Below are 18,001 nucleotides of genomic sequence, written 5' to 3'. Positions count from 1 at the left end.
ACCCCGTTACTAAACGAGATGAAAAAAAACTTCGAATTCCATAAATCCGGTTAATCCCGGTTCAACTTTTTTTAGTTTTTGTTGCCACCACCTGCTGAAGCTGGCTGCGGTTGTTTCTCGTTTTTCTCGGCCATTTTCTTCGCAGCTTTAGCGAAGTCACCAGCTTTGATAGTTACCAGTTTAGCTGGATCGATGTGCTTTTTCACGGCTGCGTTAATCTGCTCTGGTGTAAGGGCTGCGATCTTTTTATCGAGGTCAGCCTCAAATGCCATACTACGATTTATATACAGGTTATTGTTCAGCATGAAAGCCAGAGCCGGGTCTTGAGCCAAAGTGACCTGACGTTCCTGTAAAAACCCTTTTTTTGCTTCTTTCACCTCATCAGCGCTAAAACCCTGTGTCCGCATCTTGTCGAGTTCTTCGCGGAATGCCTTTTCGAGCTTTTCGGCATTCTCAGGATTGTACATAGCATAGGTCATGAAGGTGCCAAATTTATCCAGCGAACTAGCATTTACCTGTGAGCCTACGCCGTAACTAAGTCCTTCTTTCTGCCGAATACGGGCCATCAGGCGGGAGCTAAGGGCGCCACCGCCGAGCATGTAGTTGCCGATCATAAGTGCTGGATAATCGGGGTCATCATCGCGGATTGCCATGTTGAAACCCGATATTAAAATAGCATTCGCTTTATCCGGGGTTTCCAGTGCTTGGGTTTCCGACTTGACAGGTTTCACTACGCTGGCGATGCGGGTAAACGGTTTTTTTGCCTGCCACACCCCAATTTCGTCCATAATGGTTTTGCGAACTGGGGTTTCATCAAAATCACCTATAATGGCCATTGTTGCGTTCTGGGTACCGTAAAAATCGCGATGGAATTCCTTTAATTGATCGATGGTCATTCCTTTTAGGGTCGCAATTTGCTCGTCAAAAGTCTGAACGTACCGTACATCTTCTTTGGCGTATGGATTAACCGTGCGGGTGTACAGGTTGCTTGCCTGAGCCGATGGTTCCGAACGCTGCGATTCAATCTGAGCAATTCGTTCCTGACGAAGTTTTTCAAATTCGCCAGCGTCGAAAACTGGGTTTTTCAGGATATCGCCAACTAACCGTATCACCGCGGGGAGGTTTGCTTTATCGGTTTTAATTGATACGTTCATCTGATTACCACCACCCGATACGCCTACCTGCGCTTTTAGCTTATCCAGTTCGTCGCGAATCTGCTGGCGCGTACGATTAGAAGTACCTTTATCAAGCATAGCGGCCGTCATGGTACTGATCAACCCTTTATTCATCAGGCTTTTCTCGTCGCCATAACGTAGCGTCAGTCGGGCATTTACTTCGTTGCCTTTGGTTAATTTAGGCAACATGGCCAGTTCGATGGTATTCGGCAATTCGATACGTTTGGTGCGACCGTCGATATTGGCAGGAGAAGCATCAAAGGCTTCGCCCTGAGCTACTACAGCCCGGCCTTTGTAGCCCTCAACCATTGCCGCTACGTCGGGAGAGTCAGGAACTTCTGTGCGGTCGGGTGTAGCATCAGGAACGAAAAGACCAACTGTGCGGTTCGACGGTTTGAAATAATATTTGGCGATACGTGCTACGTCGGCAGGAGTTACTTTTTCGAGCCGGTCGCGGTATAGAAAGCCAAGACGCCAGTCACCAGAAGCAATGTGTTCGCTAAGTGCAACGCCAACGTTTTCTGTATTGCGGAATTCGAGTTCAACATCCTTCAACAGTTTCGCCTTTGCCCGATCCACTTCAGTCGACGTTGGTGCATCGATGGCGACAGAATCCAACGTATTAAGCAGTGCAGCCTTCGCCACATCCAGCGATTTTTCTTTCAGCAACTCAGCCGCAAAATAAACGATACCTGGCTCTTTCAACGCGAACGTATAACCATACTGACTCGACGCTTTTTGGGTTTCCACCACTTTTTTGTAGAGACGGCCAGCTGGTTTGCTAGTCAACAATTCAACCAGAACGTCCATCGTTGGGTAATCGGCGTGCGATCCGGGCATAATATGATAGGCTGCCGCTACTACTTTCGTATCGCCTACGCGCTGGAGCGTTACGTTACGTTCGCCGTCCTGCACAGGCTCGATGGTGTGCGAGGTTACTAATTCACGCGTTGGCCGTTGAATAGCACCGAAAGACTGACTGATCAACGCCAGCGTTTTGGCTTCGTCAATCTTCCCGGCAACCACCAGAACTGCATTATCAGGCTGATAGAATTTTTTGTAGAAAGCCTGCAAATTCTCAATCGGTACCTTCTCAATATCGGAACGGTTACCAATAGTCGCTTTACCATAGTTGTGCCACAGGTAAGCCGACGAAATAACGCGCTCTCTCAGAATGCGTTCCGGTGAGTTTTCGCCCCGTTCAAACTCATTACGTACTACCGAAAATTCAGAGGCAAGGTCTTCCTTCTTGATGAATGAGTTAATCATCCGGTCGGCTTCCATGTCGATCGCCCATTTCAGGTTTTCGTCGTTGGCGGCCAGCGTTTCGTAATAGTTGGTTCGGTCGAGCCAAGTGGTTCCATTGAAATCAGCACCATGGTCAGATAGTTCCTTCGCTACGTTGGGGTGTTTTGGCGAACCTTTAAACACCATGTGTTCGAGCAGGTGAGCCATGCCCGCTTCGCCCAGACCTTCGTGCCGCGAACCAACCAGATACGTAATATTAACAGTAATGGTAGGTTTTGATGGATCGGGGAAAAGCAGGACTTTAAGTCCGTTTTTGAGATTGTATTCAGTAATACCTTCTACCGATGCGCCTTTGGTGACGCCTGCTGGTAACGTAACAGCAGCCGGCTTGTTTTGCGCTGTAACGAGGGAAAGATTCCCTACCAACAACGTAGCAGCTATCAGTCCTGTGCGTTTCAATCCAGTATGAATTGCGCCAGGCCGATGAAAAGGTGATTGCATAAAAAAATAGTTAGGATGAGTATGTTAAACTAGTCGTATAGTTACGAATAAAAGGATAAATCAAGCCTTTGTCAATTGATTTTATACATTTTTAACGAAAACGCTGATGAGCGGTAGGTTAACTTTCGAGCCAATGTTTAAATGCGCTGGATTTTTCTTTACTAATCAACACTTCCAAATTATTATTCGGACTTTTTAGAAAAGCGAGTAATTTACTACTGTCGTAATGCCGATATCCCGAAACAGCATTGAGTTGAATGAGAAATTGTCGATTGGCGCGGAAAAAGCAAGCTGGGTCAACCAAATCTTCCAGCTCGTCGAGTGTTTTGTAATCGGTTACTAATTTCGTGCCGTCGGTAGTATAGAGATAAATCAGCTCGTTCCGTAGAAAACAGGCAACCTGTTCCTGTGGTATCGAGATAATTTGCCGAAGATGATGACCCGTAAACCGACGTTTGTACAAGGGTGTGGGCGATTGTTCGGTTATCTGGTGCAGAAAATGCCGAAGCTGCTCGCCAAAATCGGACGTACCATTCTGCGCCCACCGATGGTATTTAGTTAGTGCCGCTTTAAGCTCTTCAGGATCAATTGGTTTGAGGAGGTAGTCGAGACTATTGAGTTTAAAAGCCCGAATCGCGTACTCGTCGTAAGCCGTTGTGAAAATGACCGGTACGTTTAGGCTCACTTGCTGAAAAGCTTCAAAACTTACCCCATCAGAAAGCTGAATATCGGTAATGACAAGGTCGGGGAGGGGCTGATTCGACTGCTGGTGCGCGTTGAAATAATCACAAATTGCCTGTACGCTGCCCAGCGGCCCGTCAATCTGAGCGCTGGGTTCCAGTTGCTGCACCAGCTTTTGAAGCTGACGGGCAATTAGCGGTTCATCTTCAATAAGCAGGATGGTCATAAGCACGTAGCGTTTGTCAATCAGTAGGCAAATTAGTTATCAGACGTAACACTATATGATTTACCGAGTAAGCTGACGTTTTAGCAAACCACCGATAAAACTTCCGACGAAGGTTAAAATAATTGAGCCATATAATCCAAACGCTTCCAGTTCACGGGTACCGCTGGTTTGTGGAATAGTTGTAAAAAACGTATAGCTGAGCCAGAGGATGAAAACCTGCAAAATAGCTAGTAACCAGCCTTTTTGAGGTTCAAGAAAACCAATACTGGCGGCTGCTACAGCCGCTAAAAGGTAAGGCAGATGAATCACCGTAGCGTTTTTTATAGCAAGCAATAAAATGAGACTATTAATCAGAATCAGAAGAGTATGAATTAAAAACTGACGGTCGAAAAAATTGCGTTGGTAGCTTGTAGAATTCGATATTTTTCCGGCAATACGTAGTGATTCTGCACGTTCGAAATCCTGCTCAGCTTCGGTAATTTGCTGACGTTGCTGGCGGGCCATACCGCGCCATTGATACGTATCGGCCTGAACGCCTTTCGAATGAAACACGGCTTTGTCGAACTCAAGAAAGGCTCCGTTATAATCGGCCTGTTCATAGAGAATCTGTCCTATTTCCAAATGAAGTTCTGCCACTGTATCATCGTAACTTTCACCTGTTTTTAAGGCAGTTATGGCAGATGCTACGTTGCCCAATGCTCTGTAACACCGAGCCTGATACAGATACGCGACAGTTGATTTTGGATCTTTCGCCAGATATTGATTGAAAAAAGCCAATGCATCCTCGAATTGCTCTTTTGTATACAGTTTAATACCGACCTGTAGTTTATCGAAATCCTGTTCCGACGTAGTACGTAAATCCGCATAGTAGCGTAAGTAAATTATATACCCAATGAGTGCTACTACAACTAGTATTTCCATTTGTTAATAAACATTAGTTGGTTAACTTTCTGTATACTAAATATTTAACGTAGTGAAATTCTACAGAATACTTAATTAAGCAAAGGAAGTCGCACACAAAACTCTGTTTCATCCTCAACAACGTCAACTGATTGCGTGCTTAAATAGCTATATAACAGCTTTATATTTTCTAACCCCTGCTTGTTCGAAGTTTCCACCTGTCGTTTACGTTGAACAGGGTTGGTGATTGACAAATAGCCATCATGCGCACTGATTGTAACGGTAAGTGGACGTGCTTCGCTGATGGTATTGTGCTTGATGGCATTTTCAATAAGTATCTGAAGCGTAACGGGAACAATTTGCTTATCCAAGGCATCATCGTCAACGTTACAGTTAACAATAAACGCACCGTCGAAGCGGGTTTTCAGGAGTGATACGTAGTTCTTTATAAATGTTAACTCCGTATCGACCGATACAAGTGCTTTCTCTTTGTGTTGCAATACGTAGCGAAATACTTTTGACAACTGTTGCAGAAATTGGCGTGCCAGTGCGGGATTATCGTCAATCAGACTGTCGAGCGATGACAAACTGTTAAACAGGAAATGCGGGCTAATCTGATTTTTCAGGCTATCGAGCTGAACCTGAACCTTTTCTTTCTCAAGCTGAGCTGCACGCAACGCATTTTTTTGCCACTGTTTAAGTAAGTGACTGGCAATAAACCCTAATCCTGTAACAGTGTTTACAGTAAACACCAGCAGGCCAATGATGACCAGAATAGAGCGGTTAAATTGCGTCAATACGTCTGGAAATACGTGCGTAAGAACAATATAGCCAATTGTAAACAGAAGCGTCTTGGCAATTGTCCATCCACCAAACAATTGGACAATGACACGCCATTGAACATTTTTTTCAAAAGGAAGCTTTCGATTCAACCATTCATTAAATCGGTAATGGAAAATCCAGATTAGGTTAAAGACAATGAATGAGACGAAAAATAGAATCACCTGAAGTTGCCAGGAGATGCTGGGAACTACCCATTGTCGACCTACTACGCCCGCCAGCGAAAGCCACAAAAGAACGACTTCGACGTATTTATTGAACTTTATTTTCATGGCTGGCGATAATCATTCCGTCCGACATTTCGATGACGCGGTCGGTTCCTTCGGCAAAATCGGGGTCGTGCGTAACGGCAATAATGGTTTGCCCTTTCTGCGCCAAATCGCGGAAAATCTCGAATACGTTGGCGGTATTGGCTTTGTCGAGGTTGCCGGTTGGTTCATCGCCCATAATAATGGTCGGATCGTTGATTAGCGCGCGGGCAATAGCAACGCGTTGTTGCTGACCGCCAGAGAGTTTGCTGGCTGGTTTACGAGCAAAATCGGCCATGCCAATGATACGTAGCTTTTCCATAGCCCGTTCTTCTACTTCTTTTTCGGGGTATTTTCCAAGTTTTAGGCCCGGTAGCATTACGTTCTGCAAAGCCGAAAATTCAGGAAGCAGAAAGTGAAATTGAAACACAAAGCCAAGATGCTCGTTGCGGAAATGTGCCAGAAAATCCTGACTGCGTCCGGTGAGTTTTGTACCGGCCATCTCAATCTGCCCCTCATATTCGGTATCCATGGTTGACAGTAAATACAATAGCGTTGATTTACCACAACCCGATTTACCAACAATCGACAGAAATTCACCTTTTTGAACCGTAAACGTTACGTCCTTCAACACCTGAAATTTATCAGGATCGTAGAAGTATTTATTTACATGATTCGCTGAAAGAACAGTATTCATATGTGATGTATGATGTATGATGTATGATATATGGTGTATGAAATACAAATTGGAAGAAGTGGAAAATACATTCTACATCATACATCTAAACTTATCCTCGCAATATCGAAACCGGGTCGACCTGTGCGGCTTTTCGGGAGGGGAAAAAGCCTGCCAGTACGGTTGTGATAACGCCGAACAAAATGCCCATTACGTAGTATTTTACATCGAAAATAACCGGAAATGTTTTGATACTCAGGAAATCACCGGCATCGAACGGCGTTATCGATAAAATATAACTCAATCCGAATCCAATCGCCAAGCCAAGCAGACCGCCCGACAAACCGATAAATACCGCCTGAAACAGAAAAATCGCTACGATGTCGCGCCCGTCGAAACCGGTAGCTTTCAGAATAGCGATGTCCTTGATTTTGTTAATGACGGTCATGTTCATGATGTTGTAAATACCAAAACCGGCTACCACCAGTAGGGTCATCGAAACCACAAACGTCATTACGTTACGTATCTTTTCCCCAGCCAGAATCGCTGTGTTTGCCGTGGCCCAGTCTTCCGTATAATAGCCGTATGAAGCGCGTAATTTCTTGCCAAAGGGAAGGGCTTGCAACGGGTCGACCATTTTAATATGAATGTCGGTAATGTAACTCGGGTCTTTCTGGAGCATTTCCTGCACCGTCGATAGGTTGGCGTAACTCTTCGTATTGTCGACCGTACCGACGCCAAACCCAAACGTACCGACCACGCGCAGAATTCGCGTTCCGCCAGCCGGCCGAGACGTCGGACCGGTTGTTACACTCACTTTATCGCCCACCCGAACGTTGAGTTTACGGGCCAAAACGCTACCCATAATTAATCCATCGGGGTTGGTTTTCAACGTGTTAATAGCACCAGATTTTAACCTCGATTTTAAATTATAAAGCCGATTCTCCCGATCTATGTCTACACCTGAAATGGTGCCTGAAAGCTGGATAGGACCATTGTTATAAAATGCCTGGGTAGCTACCTGTGGCGATACGCCCAGCACCCCCGATTCCTTTTCGATACGTTCGGCAATGGTCATTCCGTTTTTGATACGTGCCTGTTCGTCTTTGGGTTTCTGGTGGTAAATCACGTTGAACTGACCTGGATTCAACTGCTCGATCAGGCCCGGTCGCTGCGTGTTTACTTCGTTATACATCCGAATATGCGGACTCGCATCCAGCGCCGAATCTTCCAGAAACTGGTTGACGCCCTGCATAAATGAGATCATAGTAATGAACATGGCAATGCCGAACGTAACGCCGAGCATCGCAACGAGCGTCTGTCGCTTTTTGGCCAACAGATGCGTTTTGGCAATTTGTGATGCGATACGAAGGTTCATGAATAAAGAGCGAAAGAGTGAAAGAGTGAATGGTGAAAGAGTATACTTAGCTAGTTCACTCTTTCGCTCTTTCACTCATTAATAATAAGTTTTGTCTTCTCCGTCAGGCCGGATTTTACTTCGACGAAATCAAAGTTTTCGGCACCTTTCTGGAATTTAACTTTATGTGGTTTGCCGTCCTGCTCCACCACAACGCTATCAGTTCCGACGACGTACGATTTTGGAATCGTCAGTACGTGTTTGTTCTGGCTGATAATGATATTGGCCTCAACCGTTAGACCGTAGTAGGAATCGGGGCGTTCGCCAACAAATTCGGCATCGACCCGAAACGACTGGTCAGTCCGATTGAGTTTTGGATAAATTTTGCTCACCCGTGCTTTAAAAACTTTGTCAGGGTAAACGTCGGCTTTTAGCACGACTTCCTGACCGTGACGCAACCGCCCGAAATCACTTTCATCAACGGCCAATTGCGCATACAACTGATTCCCGCTGCCAACCAACGCCAGTTGATCGCCGATACGTACTACTTCGCCCGGATCTTTAAATACCTCATAAACCTTGCCCGTTACAAAACTCCGAATGCGGGTGTTACGTCCGGCAACTTCCGAACTAACCAGTTGACTCCGATTATTCGCTACGTCGAGTTGAATCTGATCGCGGCTACGTTGGAAGGTGTTTTGCTGGGCGCGGAGGTTGTTGCGGGAAAGTGTAAAGTTCAATTCGGCCCGCTCCAGTTCTGCTTTCGACGTAGCGTTTTGGGCGTATAACTCACGAAACCGATTATAATTGATCGAATCGTTGGCAAGTCGGGTGCGGGCGTTACGTACCTGCGCTTCGAGTTCAGCCAGTACTGGCGAATTTGCCCCCAGGTTGGCTCGCGCCTGACGATAGGCATTAGCGGCCGCCTGCTGACGCGCATCTTCCGACGCGCTTTCGAGAACAAATAGCAATTGATTCTGGTGAATGGAGTCGCCTTCATTCACCAGCCGTTTCTCCAGTACGCCAGCCGCGTCGGCAGTGACCGTGTATTCGTTACGGGGATACACGTTTCCCGAAGCATAAACAGCCTCCGTCAGCTCCCGATAGGTGGGCGTCGTGCCTTCGTTGGTCCGTTTACAGGAAATGAATAACATAAACGACGCTATTATGTAAAGTGTAGTTCTCATCAATTGGTGAAGTTGTCTGTTTACGATTTACAGATTCCCTATTCACAAAAACCCGTAAGTAATGAGCTGTAAACGAGTTTATTGGCCGTTCCGAATTTGTAAAATTGCCTGATTGATAAATACAGTCGACAGATTGTTAAGATACCGATTCTGCGCTGTCAACGCTTCGTTAAATACATTCAGATACTGGTCATAAGCGAATAACCCCGACCGATATTTAACTAAAGCAATTTGCACATTTTGGGTGCTGAGTTCGTAGTTCTGCCGATTCAAATCAAGCGAACGTACCGCCTGATTATAGGTATTACGAATGTCTTCAGTATCGATTTGTTGTTTGTTACGTTCGTAAACGAGCGCCGTTTCGGCCGCTTTTAGCTGCAAACGGGCACGGTTTAAATTACTGGTACGTAGTCCACCGGTGTAAAGTGGCCAGTTAAATTGTAAACCTGCTACGCCAATCTGATACCAAGGTTGACTCGTATTCAGGAAGTTAATCTGATTCCGTTGGGCTTGTTCTGTATACCGGCCATAAGCTGATAAATTGGGCCACCGTTGTAAACGCTCGCGATTTACCTGCAATTGAGCTAGTTCAATTCGCGCCTGTTGAAGTGTAATCTGCGGACGTTCAACAGGCGCGAGTTCACGAACCGCAACCGATGTGTCAATAGGCCGCGTGGCGAGATTTTCAGAAAGTACTAAACTATCGGTAGGGGCCAGACCGATAATCAGTTTAAGTTGATTCAGATTACGCATGTATGCCAGTTGATTTTGATACAATACGTCGGAAGTTGTCAATTGAACTGAGCGGATGCGGTTGTATTCCAGCGGTTCAATTTGCCCTTTATCAAGTCTGCTACGTGCAATTTGTGTAAGTGTATCGGCAGCCGATAAATTACGTTGAGTAAGCGTGATGGCGGCCTGTGTCAGCAACGTAGCGTGATAAATCCGAGCCGTCTGGGTCGAAACCTCATCCCGCAAAACCAGATTTTGGCTATCCGTAATTTTTAGATTCTGGTCGGTGATACCAATGTCAGCGCGGGCCGGTCGATTTACAATTGGCACAGTCACTTCTGCCCCTGCTGCCAGTACGTAAGGAAGACCAAACTGAAGTGTTCGAAACTCGCCCGGTTTGCCACCCGGCAGAAATTCGGCTGGGACCAACTGAACTGGGAGCGCAAAATTGTAATCGAAATTTGTGAAAAAACGGGCTTGTGGACGTAACGTAGCGCGGACAGCGGTTTGTTGCTGGGCCTGCACATCCCGATTCTGACGAGCGTTCACTACGTCGGGATTATTACGTCGGGCCAGCGAAATTGCTTCCTGAACGGTTGCCACTACGGATTGTGCATCGACCGTAAATGAGCAAAAAAGTAAGCCTATGAAGATAAACCGATTCATAATCAGGGCGAATTGGTAAGTCAAAGGAAACAGGTTTTCAGGAATGAGATGATTCCGTTTTTTACGAAGCAGAAAAAAACAACTATTAAACTGCCGATTTTAGCGATGAAGACCTTCGTGTTTCGTTGACGTAATTGATAGATTGCGATGTTTAGGTAAATCAGCCTGTGTTCAGAAACAGAAAACGCTGTAGCTTGCTCATATAAATGGTCAGTAGAAAAAACAGGTATCTACGTTTTTTAAAAGAAACAACCTTATTGAGTACCCTTTTCGATTCATGACGACAAGAAGATCCTTTCTTAAAAACGCTGGAGGCTCAGTTGCCCTAGCCAGTATGTCACCGGCAATAGCTTCGGTGGCGGCAACCAACGTATCGGCGGCACCCGGCGAAGATTTGTTTAAGCTCGGTATAGCGGGTTATAGCTTTGTGCATTTCAATCTCGATCAATCGCTGGAAATGATGCGTAAAGTCGACGTACATTACCTGTGTATCAAGGATTTTCATTTGCCGTTCAACAGCACCGATGAGCAGATAAAAGCCTTCCACGAGAAGCTCAAGCAGTCGAACGTAACGGGTTATGCAGTTGGGCCGATCTACATGAAAACCGAACAGGAAATCAATAACGGGTTCGAGTATGCGAAGCGGGTTGGCGTGAAGCTAATTGTCGGCGTACCAAACGAAGACCTGTTACCACTGATCGACAAAAAAGTAAAGGAGTATGATATGCGTTATGCTATTCATATTCACGGCCCGGATATTAAACTGTGGCCGAATGCGTCGTCGGTGATAAATGCGGTAAAAAATCTGGACCCACGTATCGGTCTTTGCTTCGATATGGGCCACGACAAACGCTTTGGCGACGACCCGATTGCCGATCTGGAGAAATACGCCAAACGCATTTTTGATATTCACCTGAAGAACGTAACGGCAGGTACTAAAGAAGGGAAAACCTGCGAACTGAGCCGGGGAGTGATTGATATTCCGGCATTTGTAGCGATGCTACGTAAGATAAAATACGACGGAAGTTGTAGTTTGGAATACGAAAAAGACATGAAAGATCCGCTGGCGGGCATTGCCGAATCGGTTGGGTATTTTAAAGGCGTTTGTGACGCTACACGGTCGGGCAAACGGAAAGCATAATTGTAGTGATGAGTGATGAACGATAAGTGATGAGTCAGCAAACCGCTACGGCGGACCGTTCATCACTTATCGTTCATCACTCATCGTTTTTCATATTTATCATTTATAAAAGTCATGGAAAACTCGCGGAGAGAGTTTATGAAAAAAGCCGCTTTAGGCACGGCTGGTATTACTATCGGCGGCTTTGGTATGTCGGCGAAAAGTTATGCTAAAATCATTGGCGCCAACGAACGGTTGAACGTAGCCATTGCGGGTTTAGGTCGACGTTTAGGCGCTTATTATGAGCCCATTGGCCGGAAAGAAAGCAACGTAGAACTGGTATATCTGTGCGACGTAATGAAGAAACAGCGGGAGTCTGCGGTGCAGAAATTCTCGAAGCACATTACGTATACGCCCAAGCTGGAAAACGATATCCGTAAGGTCATTGCCGATAAAAATGTCGACGTACTGTTCAACGCTACGCCCGATCACTGGCACGCGCCCGGTACGTGGCTGGCAGTTCAGGGCGGTAAACACGTTTACGTCGAAAAACCCTGTAGCCACAATCCACGCGAGGGCGAAATTTTGACCGAACTTCAGAAGAAGTCGGGAAAAGTGATCCAGATGGGGAACCAGCAGCGTTCGTCGGCGGAGTCGATTGATATTATTGGGCAGATTCACAACGGTGTCATTGGTAAACCATTTAAGGCGGTTGCTTTCTACGCGAGTGCCCGTGGCGAAGTGCCGCATCAGAAAAAAGCCCCCGTTCCCGATGGATTAGACTGGGATTTATTTCAGGGGCCAGCTCCCCGTCGGGAATACACATCCGAAACCTGGGATTATAACTGGCACTGGTATGGCTGGAATTATGGCACAGCCGAAGCCGGAAACAACGCCACGCACGAATTGGACGTAGCACGCTGGGCATTGCAGGTCGAGTTTCCTGAGTACGTATCGGTAGAGGCTGCCAAACGGTATTTTGTGGAAGATGGCTGGGAAATGTATGATACCATGGACGCTACGTTCCGTTTCCCCGGCGATAAAATCATCAAATGGGATGGCAACAGCCGCAATGGACAGAAAACGTTCGGCAGCGACCGGGGAACCTACATTTACGGAACCAACGGCACCGTTTACGTCGACCGTGACGGCTATACGCTTTACTCGCGTGAGGGAAAAGTTGTCAAAGACAGCAAGTCGAAAGGCAGTGAGGCAGGAACTGCGCTCGGCGGTGGTGGCGATATGACCACCCGGCACGTAGTGAATTTCTTTGAAGCTATCCGGGGCAAGGAAAAACAGGCGTCGCCCATTGCCGAAGGCGCTAAAAGTACGTTGCTGTGTCACCTGGCCAACATTGCGTTCCGTACCAAAAAATCATTCGCTGTCGATACGAAGAATGGCCATATTAAAGACGCCGAAGCCATGAAGTTCTGGAGCCGTCAATACGAAAAAGGATGGGAGCCACCGATGTAAAACGCAAGCGTTAATACGTAGTGAATTAGGAAAAGCCGGAGCGCCTTGCTTCGGCTTTTTGTTTTTACCGTTACCTTGGTATTGCCGAAAGGAATTAAGCCGTATACTAAAACACAGGGCCATAATCCGGATTAAAAACAGCTAATTTGATTAGTTGAAGCCTCGGAAAATTCCCCTACTGTTGAATCACGGTCATGAAAGCTCTACCGCTCTACGTTCTGCTACTAGTATGTCTGGTCACTAATTCCGTGGGGCAAGTTGTTAAGCATTCGTACCGATTTTACGGGAATTTATCCGTTGCTACGTCCGAATGCGGGCCTGAATTAACGCAGGAAAAAGCCTTGGGCAATTGTTCGTCTTCGGCATCTGCGGGTGATTTTCGGACGGATTCGCTACCGTTTTGTGGGGTTAAACGAACGGTTTATCACAATAATCTGCATTGGGGATTACGCTATCCGAATACGTCGGGTACCATTACCGATACGTATACCATTCACTTGTATGTGAAAACAACAAATTGGGGACCAACCTGGGCCAGAATTATCGACTTTTCTAACGGTCTCACCGACAGCGGTATTTATTTTAAGAATACGTCTGGTTCAACGGATCGTTGCATCGATTTTTATCCAAATGGTATCATCGGTCAATGTCCTTATTTCAATACGTCGACGTACTATTTGCTAACCTTTACCCGTGATGGTCGGACCGGGAAAATCGATGTGTATGTAAACGACAGGCTGTTTGTATCGTATAACGACAATGCCCGACGCTACGTTGGTACGTCTGGAACGCCTATTTATCTGTTTCGGGATGATCGGTCTGTTGCCTGCGAATCGGGCGAAGCTAATTTTGCCTACGTTTCGTTTACCAATCAATATTCGTCGCAGGCAAATGTAAGTACTGTTTACAATGACATTTGCACGATTGCCAATGCACCCACTACCGCCGACTTCTCCATAACACCAAATCCCAGTTGCAGTCCCGCTCAAAATCTGACTGTTACGTATACCGGTGATAAATTAGTTCCTGAAACCGACTATACTATCAACTGGAACTGGGATGGTGGTCGTGTGGTATCGGGGACTGGAATTGGCCCCTACGTAGTGAACTGGCCCACTAGCGGCACTAAGAACGTAACGCTCACCATTAAGAATAATGCCTGTGGGACACCATTCGTCAAAACGAAAGCTGTAACCATTGGCGGTTTGTTACTGAACGCTTCTGCGCAAAAAGGGACGTGTTCAGGAACTGGTGAGGGCATTATTTCGGTAAGTGCCACCAATGGTACTGCTCCGTATCGGTATTCAATCGATTCTGTTACGTATCAATCTGCAACTCGCTTTACTGTTACGCCACGAACGTATACTGTGTTCGTTAAAGATTCGGCTAACTGCGTAGCGAGTAAATCGATTACGGTTGAATTTACGAATGATATCAATCTGCAAACCCTGCGCGATACTGTAGTATGTGAGGGGCAATCGGTGAAACTGATTACAATCAGTAATGCTACCAATTTTTCGTGGTTTCCAGCAGCCGGACTCGATAACTCAATCAGTAAGGAACCTCAGTTAACGCCAGCTAATAGCATTTCTTACGTAGTGACGGCCACGCTGGGTGCCTGCTCAAAAAAAGATACTGTTCGAATTATTGTGTCCCCCATAGTCAGGACAAATCTTTCAGCGAAACGATATACCGGCTGTTTTTCTGATTTACCTGCCGATACAATCGTTCTTGATGCAGGAGTGAGCGCAAACGTTACGTATCGATGGGCTATGGCGAATGGTACGGTAGTCGGAACGTCTCAACAAGTACGTATTCAACAGCCGGGCACATACGTACTACGTCTGACTAATGACCAACAATGCGAAACCCGAGATACAATAGTTGTGGAGGAAATGTGCCAGCCGCTTGTGTTTGTGCCCGATGCATTTACGCCGAATGGCGATGCTGTAAATGACGTATTTGAAGTGAAAGGGAGGCTGACACCCGGTTTTACACTGTCAATTTATAACCGATGGGGCGAATTAATTTACGCGTCTGATAAATCGTTTTGGGACGGAAATTATCGGGGTGAACCCTGCCAGACGGGGGTATACACTTGGGAAATTAGAACGCCGATGCAGGGAAATACGCAGGATATGCAACTGTATAGAAAAGCGGGGCAGGTTGTATTGATACGTTAGCTTCAATAGAAGCAGTTTCGTGATAAATACAGAAAGCCGATACATGTAGTACCGGCTTTCAATCTATAAACAGTTTTTAACCAGAACTATAGGTCAGCAACTGCTTTATTTATTTCGTCTTTGGTTTTTCCTGTTTTCTGCTGGAGTTTGCCCCACATTTCGTCTTCCTTGCCTTCGGCATAAGTCAGATCATCGTCGGTGAGGTCGCCATAGGCTTGTTTGATTTTACCTTTCAGTTCGTTCCAGCCTCCTTTGATTGTAGTCTCGTTCATGACTGTAGTGTTTAAAACGTTGAGAAAATAAGTAATCATCCTGATTACACATATAGAACTATGCCGGGACGAAATTGTTTTCAACCATGTGTTGAATGATACGTTTTGAGTCAATATTTAGCTGATAAAGTACGCCGGTAACTGGCACTGTATAGCCTAGAAAATACAATCCATGTAGCGAAAAGTCGTTGAACCACAGGTTTTTAGGGAAACCTCGCTCATTCAGAATTTTTGCCGATAACGTATCATCAAAAAAAGCAGTTAATCCCGGACGATAACCTGTTGCCAGCACAATCGCATCGAACGGAAGCTCCCGCCCATCGGAGAACGTAACGGTTTTTGCATTTATCTGGGCAACGCCGGGAAGAACGGTAATTTTTCCCGCTTTAATTTGATCGAGCGTGCCGATGTCGATAACGGGTGTTTGGCCCCGACGGCTGTAGTACGAAGGTGCATGAGCCGGCTTGCCAAGCCCGTAAGCCGATACGTCGCCCACGGTTAATTTCTGCGAAATACCAGCCAATAAATCACATAACCAGTTTGGAAGTTTGCCTAACAGAATAGCCGTTTTCTGAACAGGTCGCCCAAACGCTTCGCGCCGAACAAAGTTGATGGCTCGGCGAACCGAGATAAACGGATTGGCTCCATTTTCCAGAAGGTCAAGCGCCAGTTCGGCACCGGTATTGCCCATGCCAACCACCAGTACGTTCTCATCGCGAAAAGGAGCACCGTTGCGGTACTCATGACTATGCCAGATTATTCCCCGAAAATTACGTTGACCCGGTAAATCTGCTACGTTCGGCACCCGATTATAACCCGTAGATATCACAACCTGATCGGTTGTCAACGTATCGGTTTCGGTCTCTACCTGCCACTGATTCGTTGACGTAGTACGCTGAATCCTAGTTACTTTCTGGTTGAAAAGTGGTTTTATATTGAAATGCTCAACGTAGCGTTCGAGGTATTCAACAAATTCTAACCGTGATACGTATTGCGGATAGTTAGCCGGAAAGGGCATGTGTGGCAGTGCTGAGTGCTCTTTAACAGTGTGTAAATGCAACCGGTCGTAATGATTTCGCCACGAAAAGCCAACGTAATCACTGGCTTCCAGTATTGTAAATGGAAGGCCCCGATGCGCTAGATGCCCTGCGATAGCTAATCCGGCTGGGCCAGCCCCAATGATTAACGTCATGGAGTTGTATGGTTGTAAAGTTATAGGATTATAGAATTGTGGGTTATAGGGTTGTAAAGTTGCATGAAAGGCCGCTGTTTTCGCAGTCAATCAATAATGACTCTACAACTTTATAACCCTACAACATTATAACTTTTCAACTCATTTAATTCGAGTCCAGGTCTGGGTTTTGCCTAGAAGTGAAATACCAACGTAGCCACGGACAAGAAGCGTGTTTGGGTTTTCGAGTGTCATTTTACAATTGTACTCTTTTCCATCTTCTGGGTTATAGATTTTGCCGTCGCTCCAGACATTCCCACCGTCGTATTTGAAATTGTACATCAACTGTAAATTCTGAAGCGGCCGCGAACGTTTGGACACATCGGTATTTTTGCTGTCAGTCTTTGGTTTGCCAGTAGCTGGATCGTTCGGTTCACTCAACCAGATGAGCTTACCGAAATAGGTGCCCCCCTGTTTATAAATCTGGACGTGTCCTCTCTTGGTACCATTTAACCAGGTTCCAACAACGGCCTCTGCGTCATCTTTGGGAGCAAAAGAGGTGAGGGAAACAAAAAGGGTAAGAATGGGCAGAAAATAGCGAAGTGTTTTCATGGTTGTTTAAGGATTTGGAGAATTCAACAAATTTGTTGTACTAACGTAAAGAAAGCGGAAAAATTCTTAACCGGGATTTATCAGATTCATCGGATTTCACAGATTTTGTGTATCTAGCATTACTGTGCCTGTGCGCATATCAACAAAAATCAAGTTCATCCGAAAATCTGCTCAATCCAGATTCTGAATTATGTTTCATCGCGACCCTAACCGCAGCTACCCCACCGAAACCGAATCAAGAGTAATTATCCGTTTTCAGGACTGCGACCCGTTGCAACACCTTAATAACGCAAAATACTTCGACTATTATTTTAATGCCCGCGAAGATCAGGTAGCTAAGTTATATGACTTCAATCCGGGGCAATTGTTTCGGGAGTTAAAAACAAGCTGGGTGGTTTACCAGCACCAGATTGCCTATATCCGTCCGGCATTGGTAAGCGAATGGGTACGTATCATTTCGAGGCTTATTTACTTCAACGAAGACACCACCGTTACGGAATATATCATGACGGATGATGGTAAAACGCACCTCAAAAATGTGCTTTGGGTAACGTCGAAATACGTCAGTGTACTATCGGGCAAACGAATTCCGCACGACGAAAAAGTTACCGAACTACTCCAGACAACCCTTGTTCCAAATGTTGATTTCCTAAACCTCAACTTCAACGACCGCATCCGCGACATCAAACACCAGGTATTAGCGAGCCGGTAATCAGGATAATATACAATTGCG

At 45.9% G+C, this 18,001-nt stretch carries 15 protein-coding genes; 4 read left to right on the top strand and 11 right to left on the bottom strand.

Annotated features, from left to right (window positions below; all coding sequences use genetic code 11):
• Nucleotides 1-71: 71 nt before the first annotated feature.
• From ACYVD4_RS08285 to ACYVD4_RS08250, 8 genes are all read right to left on the bottom strand, one after another.
• Nucleotides 72-2,924: a M16 family metallopeptidase gene (locus ACYVD4_RS08285; protein ID WP_460944321.1), complete on the bottom strand. Its 2,853-nt coding sequence runs from the start codon at nucleotides 2,922-2,924 to the stop codon at nucleotides 72-74.
• A gap of 118 nt (nucleotides 2,925-3,042) precedes the next feature.
• Entirely contained in the window at nucleotides 3,043-3,831 is a 789-nt protein-coding gene (locus ACYVD4_RS08280; protein WP_460944319.1) for a LytR/AlgR family response regulator transcription factor, read from the bottom strand.
• Nucleotides 3,832-3,891: 60 nt separating this feature from the next.
• Entirely contained in the window at nucleotides 3,892-4,752 is an 861-nt protein-coding gene (locus tag ACYVD4_RS08275; RefSeq protein ID WP_460944317.1) for a tetratricopeptide repeat protein, read from the bottom strand.
• A 71-nt stretch (nucleotides 4,753-4,823) separates the two neighbouring features.
• A complete protein-coding gene (locus tag ACYVD4_RS08270) occupies nucleotides 4,824-5,843 on the bottom strand; it encodes a sensor histidine kinase (protein ID WP_460944315.1) in 1,020 nt (339 codons plus the stop codon).
• Nucleotides 5,824-6,516, bottom strand: coding sequence for an ABC transporter ATP-binding protein (locus ACYVD4_RS08265; protein WP_460944313.1), 693 nt, complete (start codon nucleotides 6,514-6,516; stop codon nucleotides 5,824-5,826). Before ACYVD4_RS08265 ends, ACYVD4_RS08270 begins: the two co-directional genes overlap by 20 nt.
• A 91-nt stretch (nucleotides 6,517-6,607) precedes the next feature.
• The gene (locus ACYVD4_RS08260; RefSeq protein ID WP_460944311.1) at nucleotides 6,608-7,873 is read right to left on the bottom strand and encodes an ABC transporter permease; all 1,266 of its coding nucleotides are present in this window, start codon (nucleotides 7,871-7,873) and stop codon (nucleotides 6,608-6,610) included.
• A gap of 71 nt (nucleotides 7,874-7,944) precedes the next feature.
• Nucleotides 7,945-9,039 (bottom strand): efflux RND transporter periplasmic adaptor subunit, encoded by a 1,095-nt coding sequence (locus ACYVD4_RS08255; RefSeq protein ID WP_460944309.1) that lies wholly within the window; start codon nucleotides 9,037-9,039, stop codon nucleotides 7,945-7,947.
• Between the two features lie 78 nt (nucleotides 9,040-9,117).
• Entirely contained in the window at nucleotides 9,118-10,437 is a 1,320-nt protein-coding gene (locus tag ACYVD4_RS08250) for a TolC family protein (protein ID WP_460944767.1), read from the bottom strand.
• Between the two features lie 277 nt (nucleotides 10,438-10,714).
• Between ACYVD4_RS08250 and ACYVD4_RS08245 the strand changes: the two genes are divergently transcribed.
• The 3 genes from ACYVD4_RS08245 to ACYVD4_RS08235 all read left to right on the top strand — a co-directional run bounded on the left by ACYVD4_RS08245 (nucleotide 10,715) and on the right by ACYVD4_RS08235 (nucleotide 15,213).
• Nucleotides 10,715-11,578, top strand: a complete 864-nt coding sequence (locus tag ACYVD4_RS08245; protein WP_460944307.1) for a sugar phosphate isomerase/epimerase family protein — start codon at nucleotides 10,715-10,717, stop codon at nucleotides 11,576-11,578.
• Nucleotides 11,579-11,692: 114 nt separating this feature from the next.
• On the top strand, nucleotides 11,693-13,030 hold the full coding sequence (locus tag ACYVD4_RS08240) for a Gfo/Idh/MocA family protein (RefSeq protein ID WP_460944305.1): 1,338 nt from the start codon (nucleotides 11,693-11,695) through the stop codon (nucleotides 13,028-13,030).
• A gap of 194 nt (nucleotides 13,031-13,224) precedes the next feature.
• Nucleotides 13,225-15,213 (top strand): T9SS type B sorting domain-containing protein, encoded by a 1,989-nt coding sequence (locus ACYVD4_RS08235; protein ID WP_460944303.1) that lies wholly within the window; start codon nucleotides 13,225-13,227, stop codon nucleotides 15,211-15,213.
• 86 nt (nucleotides 15,214-15,299) lie between these two features.
• Here the strand turns inward: ACYVD4_RS08235 and ACYVD4_RS08230 are convergent, their stop codons facing one another.
• The 3 genes from ACYVD4_RS08230 to ACYVD4_RS08220 all read right to left on the bottom strand — a co-directional run bounded on the left by ACYVD4_RS08230 (nucleotide 15,300) and on the right by ACYVD4_RS08220 (nucleotide 17,268).
• Entirely contained in the window at nucleotides 15,300-15,485 is a 186-nt protein-coding gene (locus ACYVD4_RS08230; protein WP_460944301.1) for a CsbD family protein, read from the bottom strand.
• Between the two features lie 58 nt (nucleotides 15,486-15,543).
• Nucleotides 15,544-16,677, bottom strand: a complete 1,134-nt coding sequence (locus ACYVD4_RS08225) for a flavin-containing monooxygenase (RefSeq protein ID WP_460944299.1) — start codon at nucleotides 16,675-16,677, stop codon at nucleotides 15,544-15,546.
• A gap of 141 nt (nucleotides 16,678-16,818) precedes the next feature.
• A complete protein-coding gene (locus ACYVD4_RS08220) occupies nucleotides 16,819-17,268 on the bottom strand; it encodes a DUF2147 domain-containing protein (RefSeq protein ID WP_460944297.1) in 450 nt (149 codons plus the stop codon).
• Between the two features lie 190 nt (nucleotides 17,269-17,458).
• Between ACYVD4_RS08220 and ACYVD4_RS08215 the strand changes: the two genes are divergently transcribed.
• Complete coding sequence (locus tag ACYVD4_RS08215; RefSeq protein ID WP_460944295.1) at nucleotides 17,459-17,980, top strand: acyl-CoA thioesterase; 522 nt, start codon at nucleotides 17,459-17,461, stop codon at nucleotides 17,978-17,980.
• Nucleotides 17,981-18,001: the final 21 nt, after the last annotated feature.

Source organism: Spirosoma daeguense (genome assembly GCF_054776875.1).
The sequence above is the reverse complement of the archived record's forward strand: the minus strand, read 5'-3'. Positions and strand labels throughout refer to the sequence as shown.

What these genes read in the sequence shown, in the direction of transcription:
- ACYVD4_RS08285 (WP_460944321.1), bottom strand. Translation starts at nt 2,924, where the DNA reads ATGCAATCACCTTTTCATCGGCCTGGCGCAATTCATACTGGATTGAAA.
- ACYVD4_RS08280 (WP_460944319.1), bottom strand. Translation starts at nt 3,831, where the DNA reads ATGACCATCCTGCTTATTGAAGATGAACCGCTAATTGCCCGTCAGCTT.
- ACYVD4_RS08275 (WP_460944317.1), bottom strand. Translation starts at nt 4,752, where the DNA reads ATGGAAATACTAGTTGTAGTAGCACTCATTGGGTATATAATTTACTTA.
- ACYVD4_RS08270 (WP_460944315.1), bottom strand. Translation starts at nt 5,843, where the DNA reads ATGAAAATAAAGTTCAATAAATACGTCGAAGTCGTTCTTTTGTGGCTT.
- ACYVD4_RS08265 (WP_460944313.1), bottom strand. Translation starts at nt 6,516, where the DNA reads ATGAATACTGTTCTTTCAGCGAATCATGTAAATAAATACTTCTACGAT.
- ACYVD4_RS08260 (WP_460944311.1), bottom strand. Translation starts at nt 7,873, where the DNA reads ATGAACCTTCGTATCGCATCACAAATTGCCAAAACGCATCTGTTGGCC.
- ACYVD4_RS08255 (WP_460944309.1), bottom strand. Translation starts at nt 9,039, where the DNA reads ATGAGAACTACACTTTACATAATAGCGTCGTTTATGTTATTCATTTCC.
- ACYVD4_RS08250 (WP_460944767.1), bottom strand. Translation starts at nt 10,437, where the DNA reads ATGAATCGGTTTATCTTCATAGGCTTACTTTTTTGCTCATTTACGGTC.
- ACYVD4_RS08245 (WP_460944307.1), top strand. Translation starts at nt 10,715, where the DNA reads ATGACGACAAGAAGATCCTTTCTTAAAAACGCTGGAGGCTCAGTTGCC.
- ACYVD4_RS08240 (WP_460944305.1), top strand. Translation starts at nt 11,693, where the DNA reads ATGGAAAACTCGCGGAGAGAGTTTATGAAAAAAGCCGCTTTAGGCACG.
- ACYVD4_RS08235 (WP_460944303.1), top strand. Translation starts at nt 13,225, where the DNA reads ATGAAAGCTCTACCGCTCTACGTTCTGCTACTAGTATGTCTGGTCACT.
- ACYVD4_RS08230 (WP_460944301.1), bottom strand. Translation starts at nt 15,485, where the DNA reads ATGAACGAGACTACAATCAAAGGAGGCTGGAACGAACTGAAAGGTAAA.
- ACYVD4_RS08225 (WP_460944299.1), bottom strand. Translation starts at nt 16,677, where the DNA reads ATGACGTTAATCATTGGGGCTGGCCCAGCCGGATTAGCTATCGCAGGG.
- ACYVD4_RS08220 (WP_460944297.1), bottom strand. Translation starts at nt 17,268, where the DNA reads ATGAAAACACTTCGCTATTTTCTGCCCATTCTTACCCTTTTTGTTTCC.
- ACYVD4_RS08215 (WP_460944295.1), top strand. Translation starts at nt 17,459, where the DNA reads ATGTTTCATCGCGACCCTAACCGCAGCTACCCCACCGAAACCGAATCA.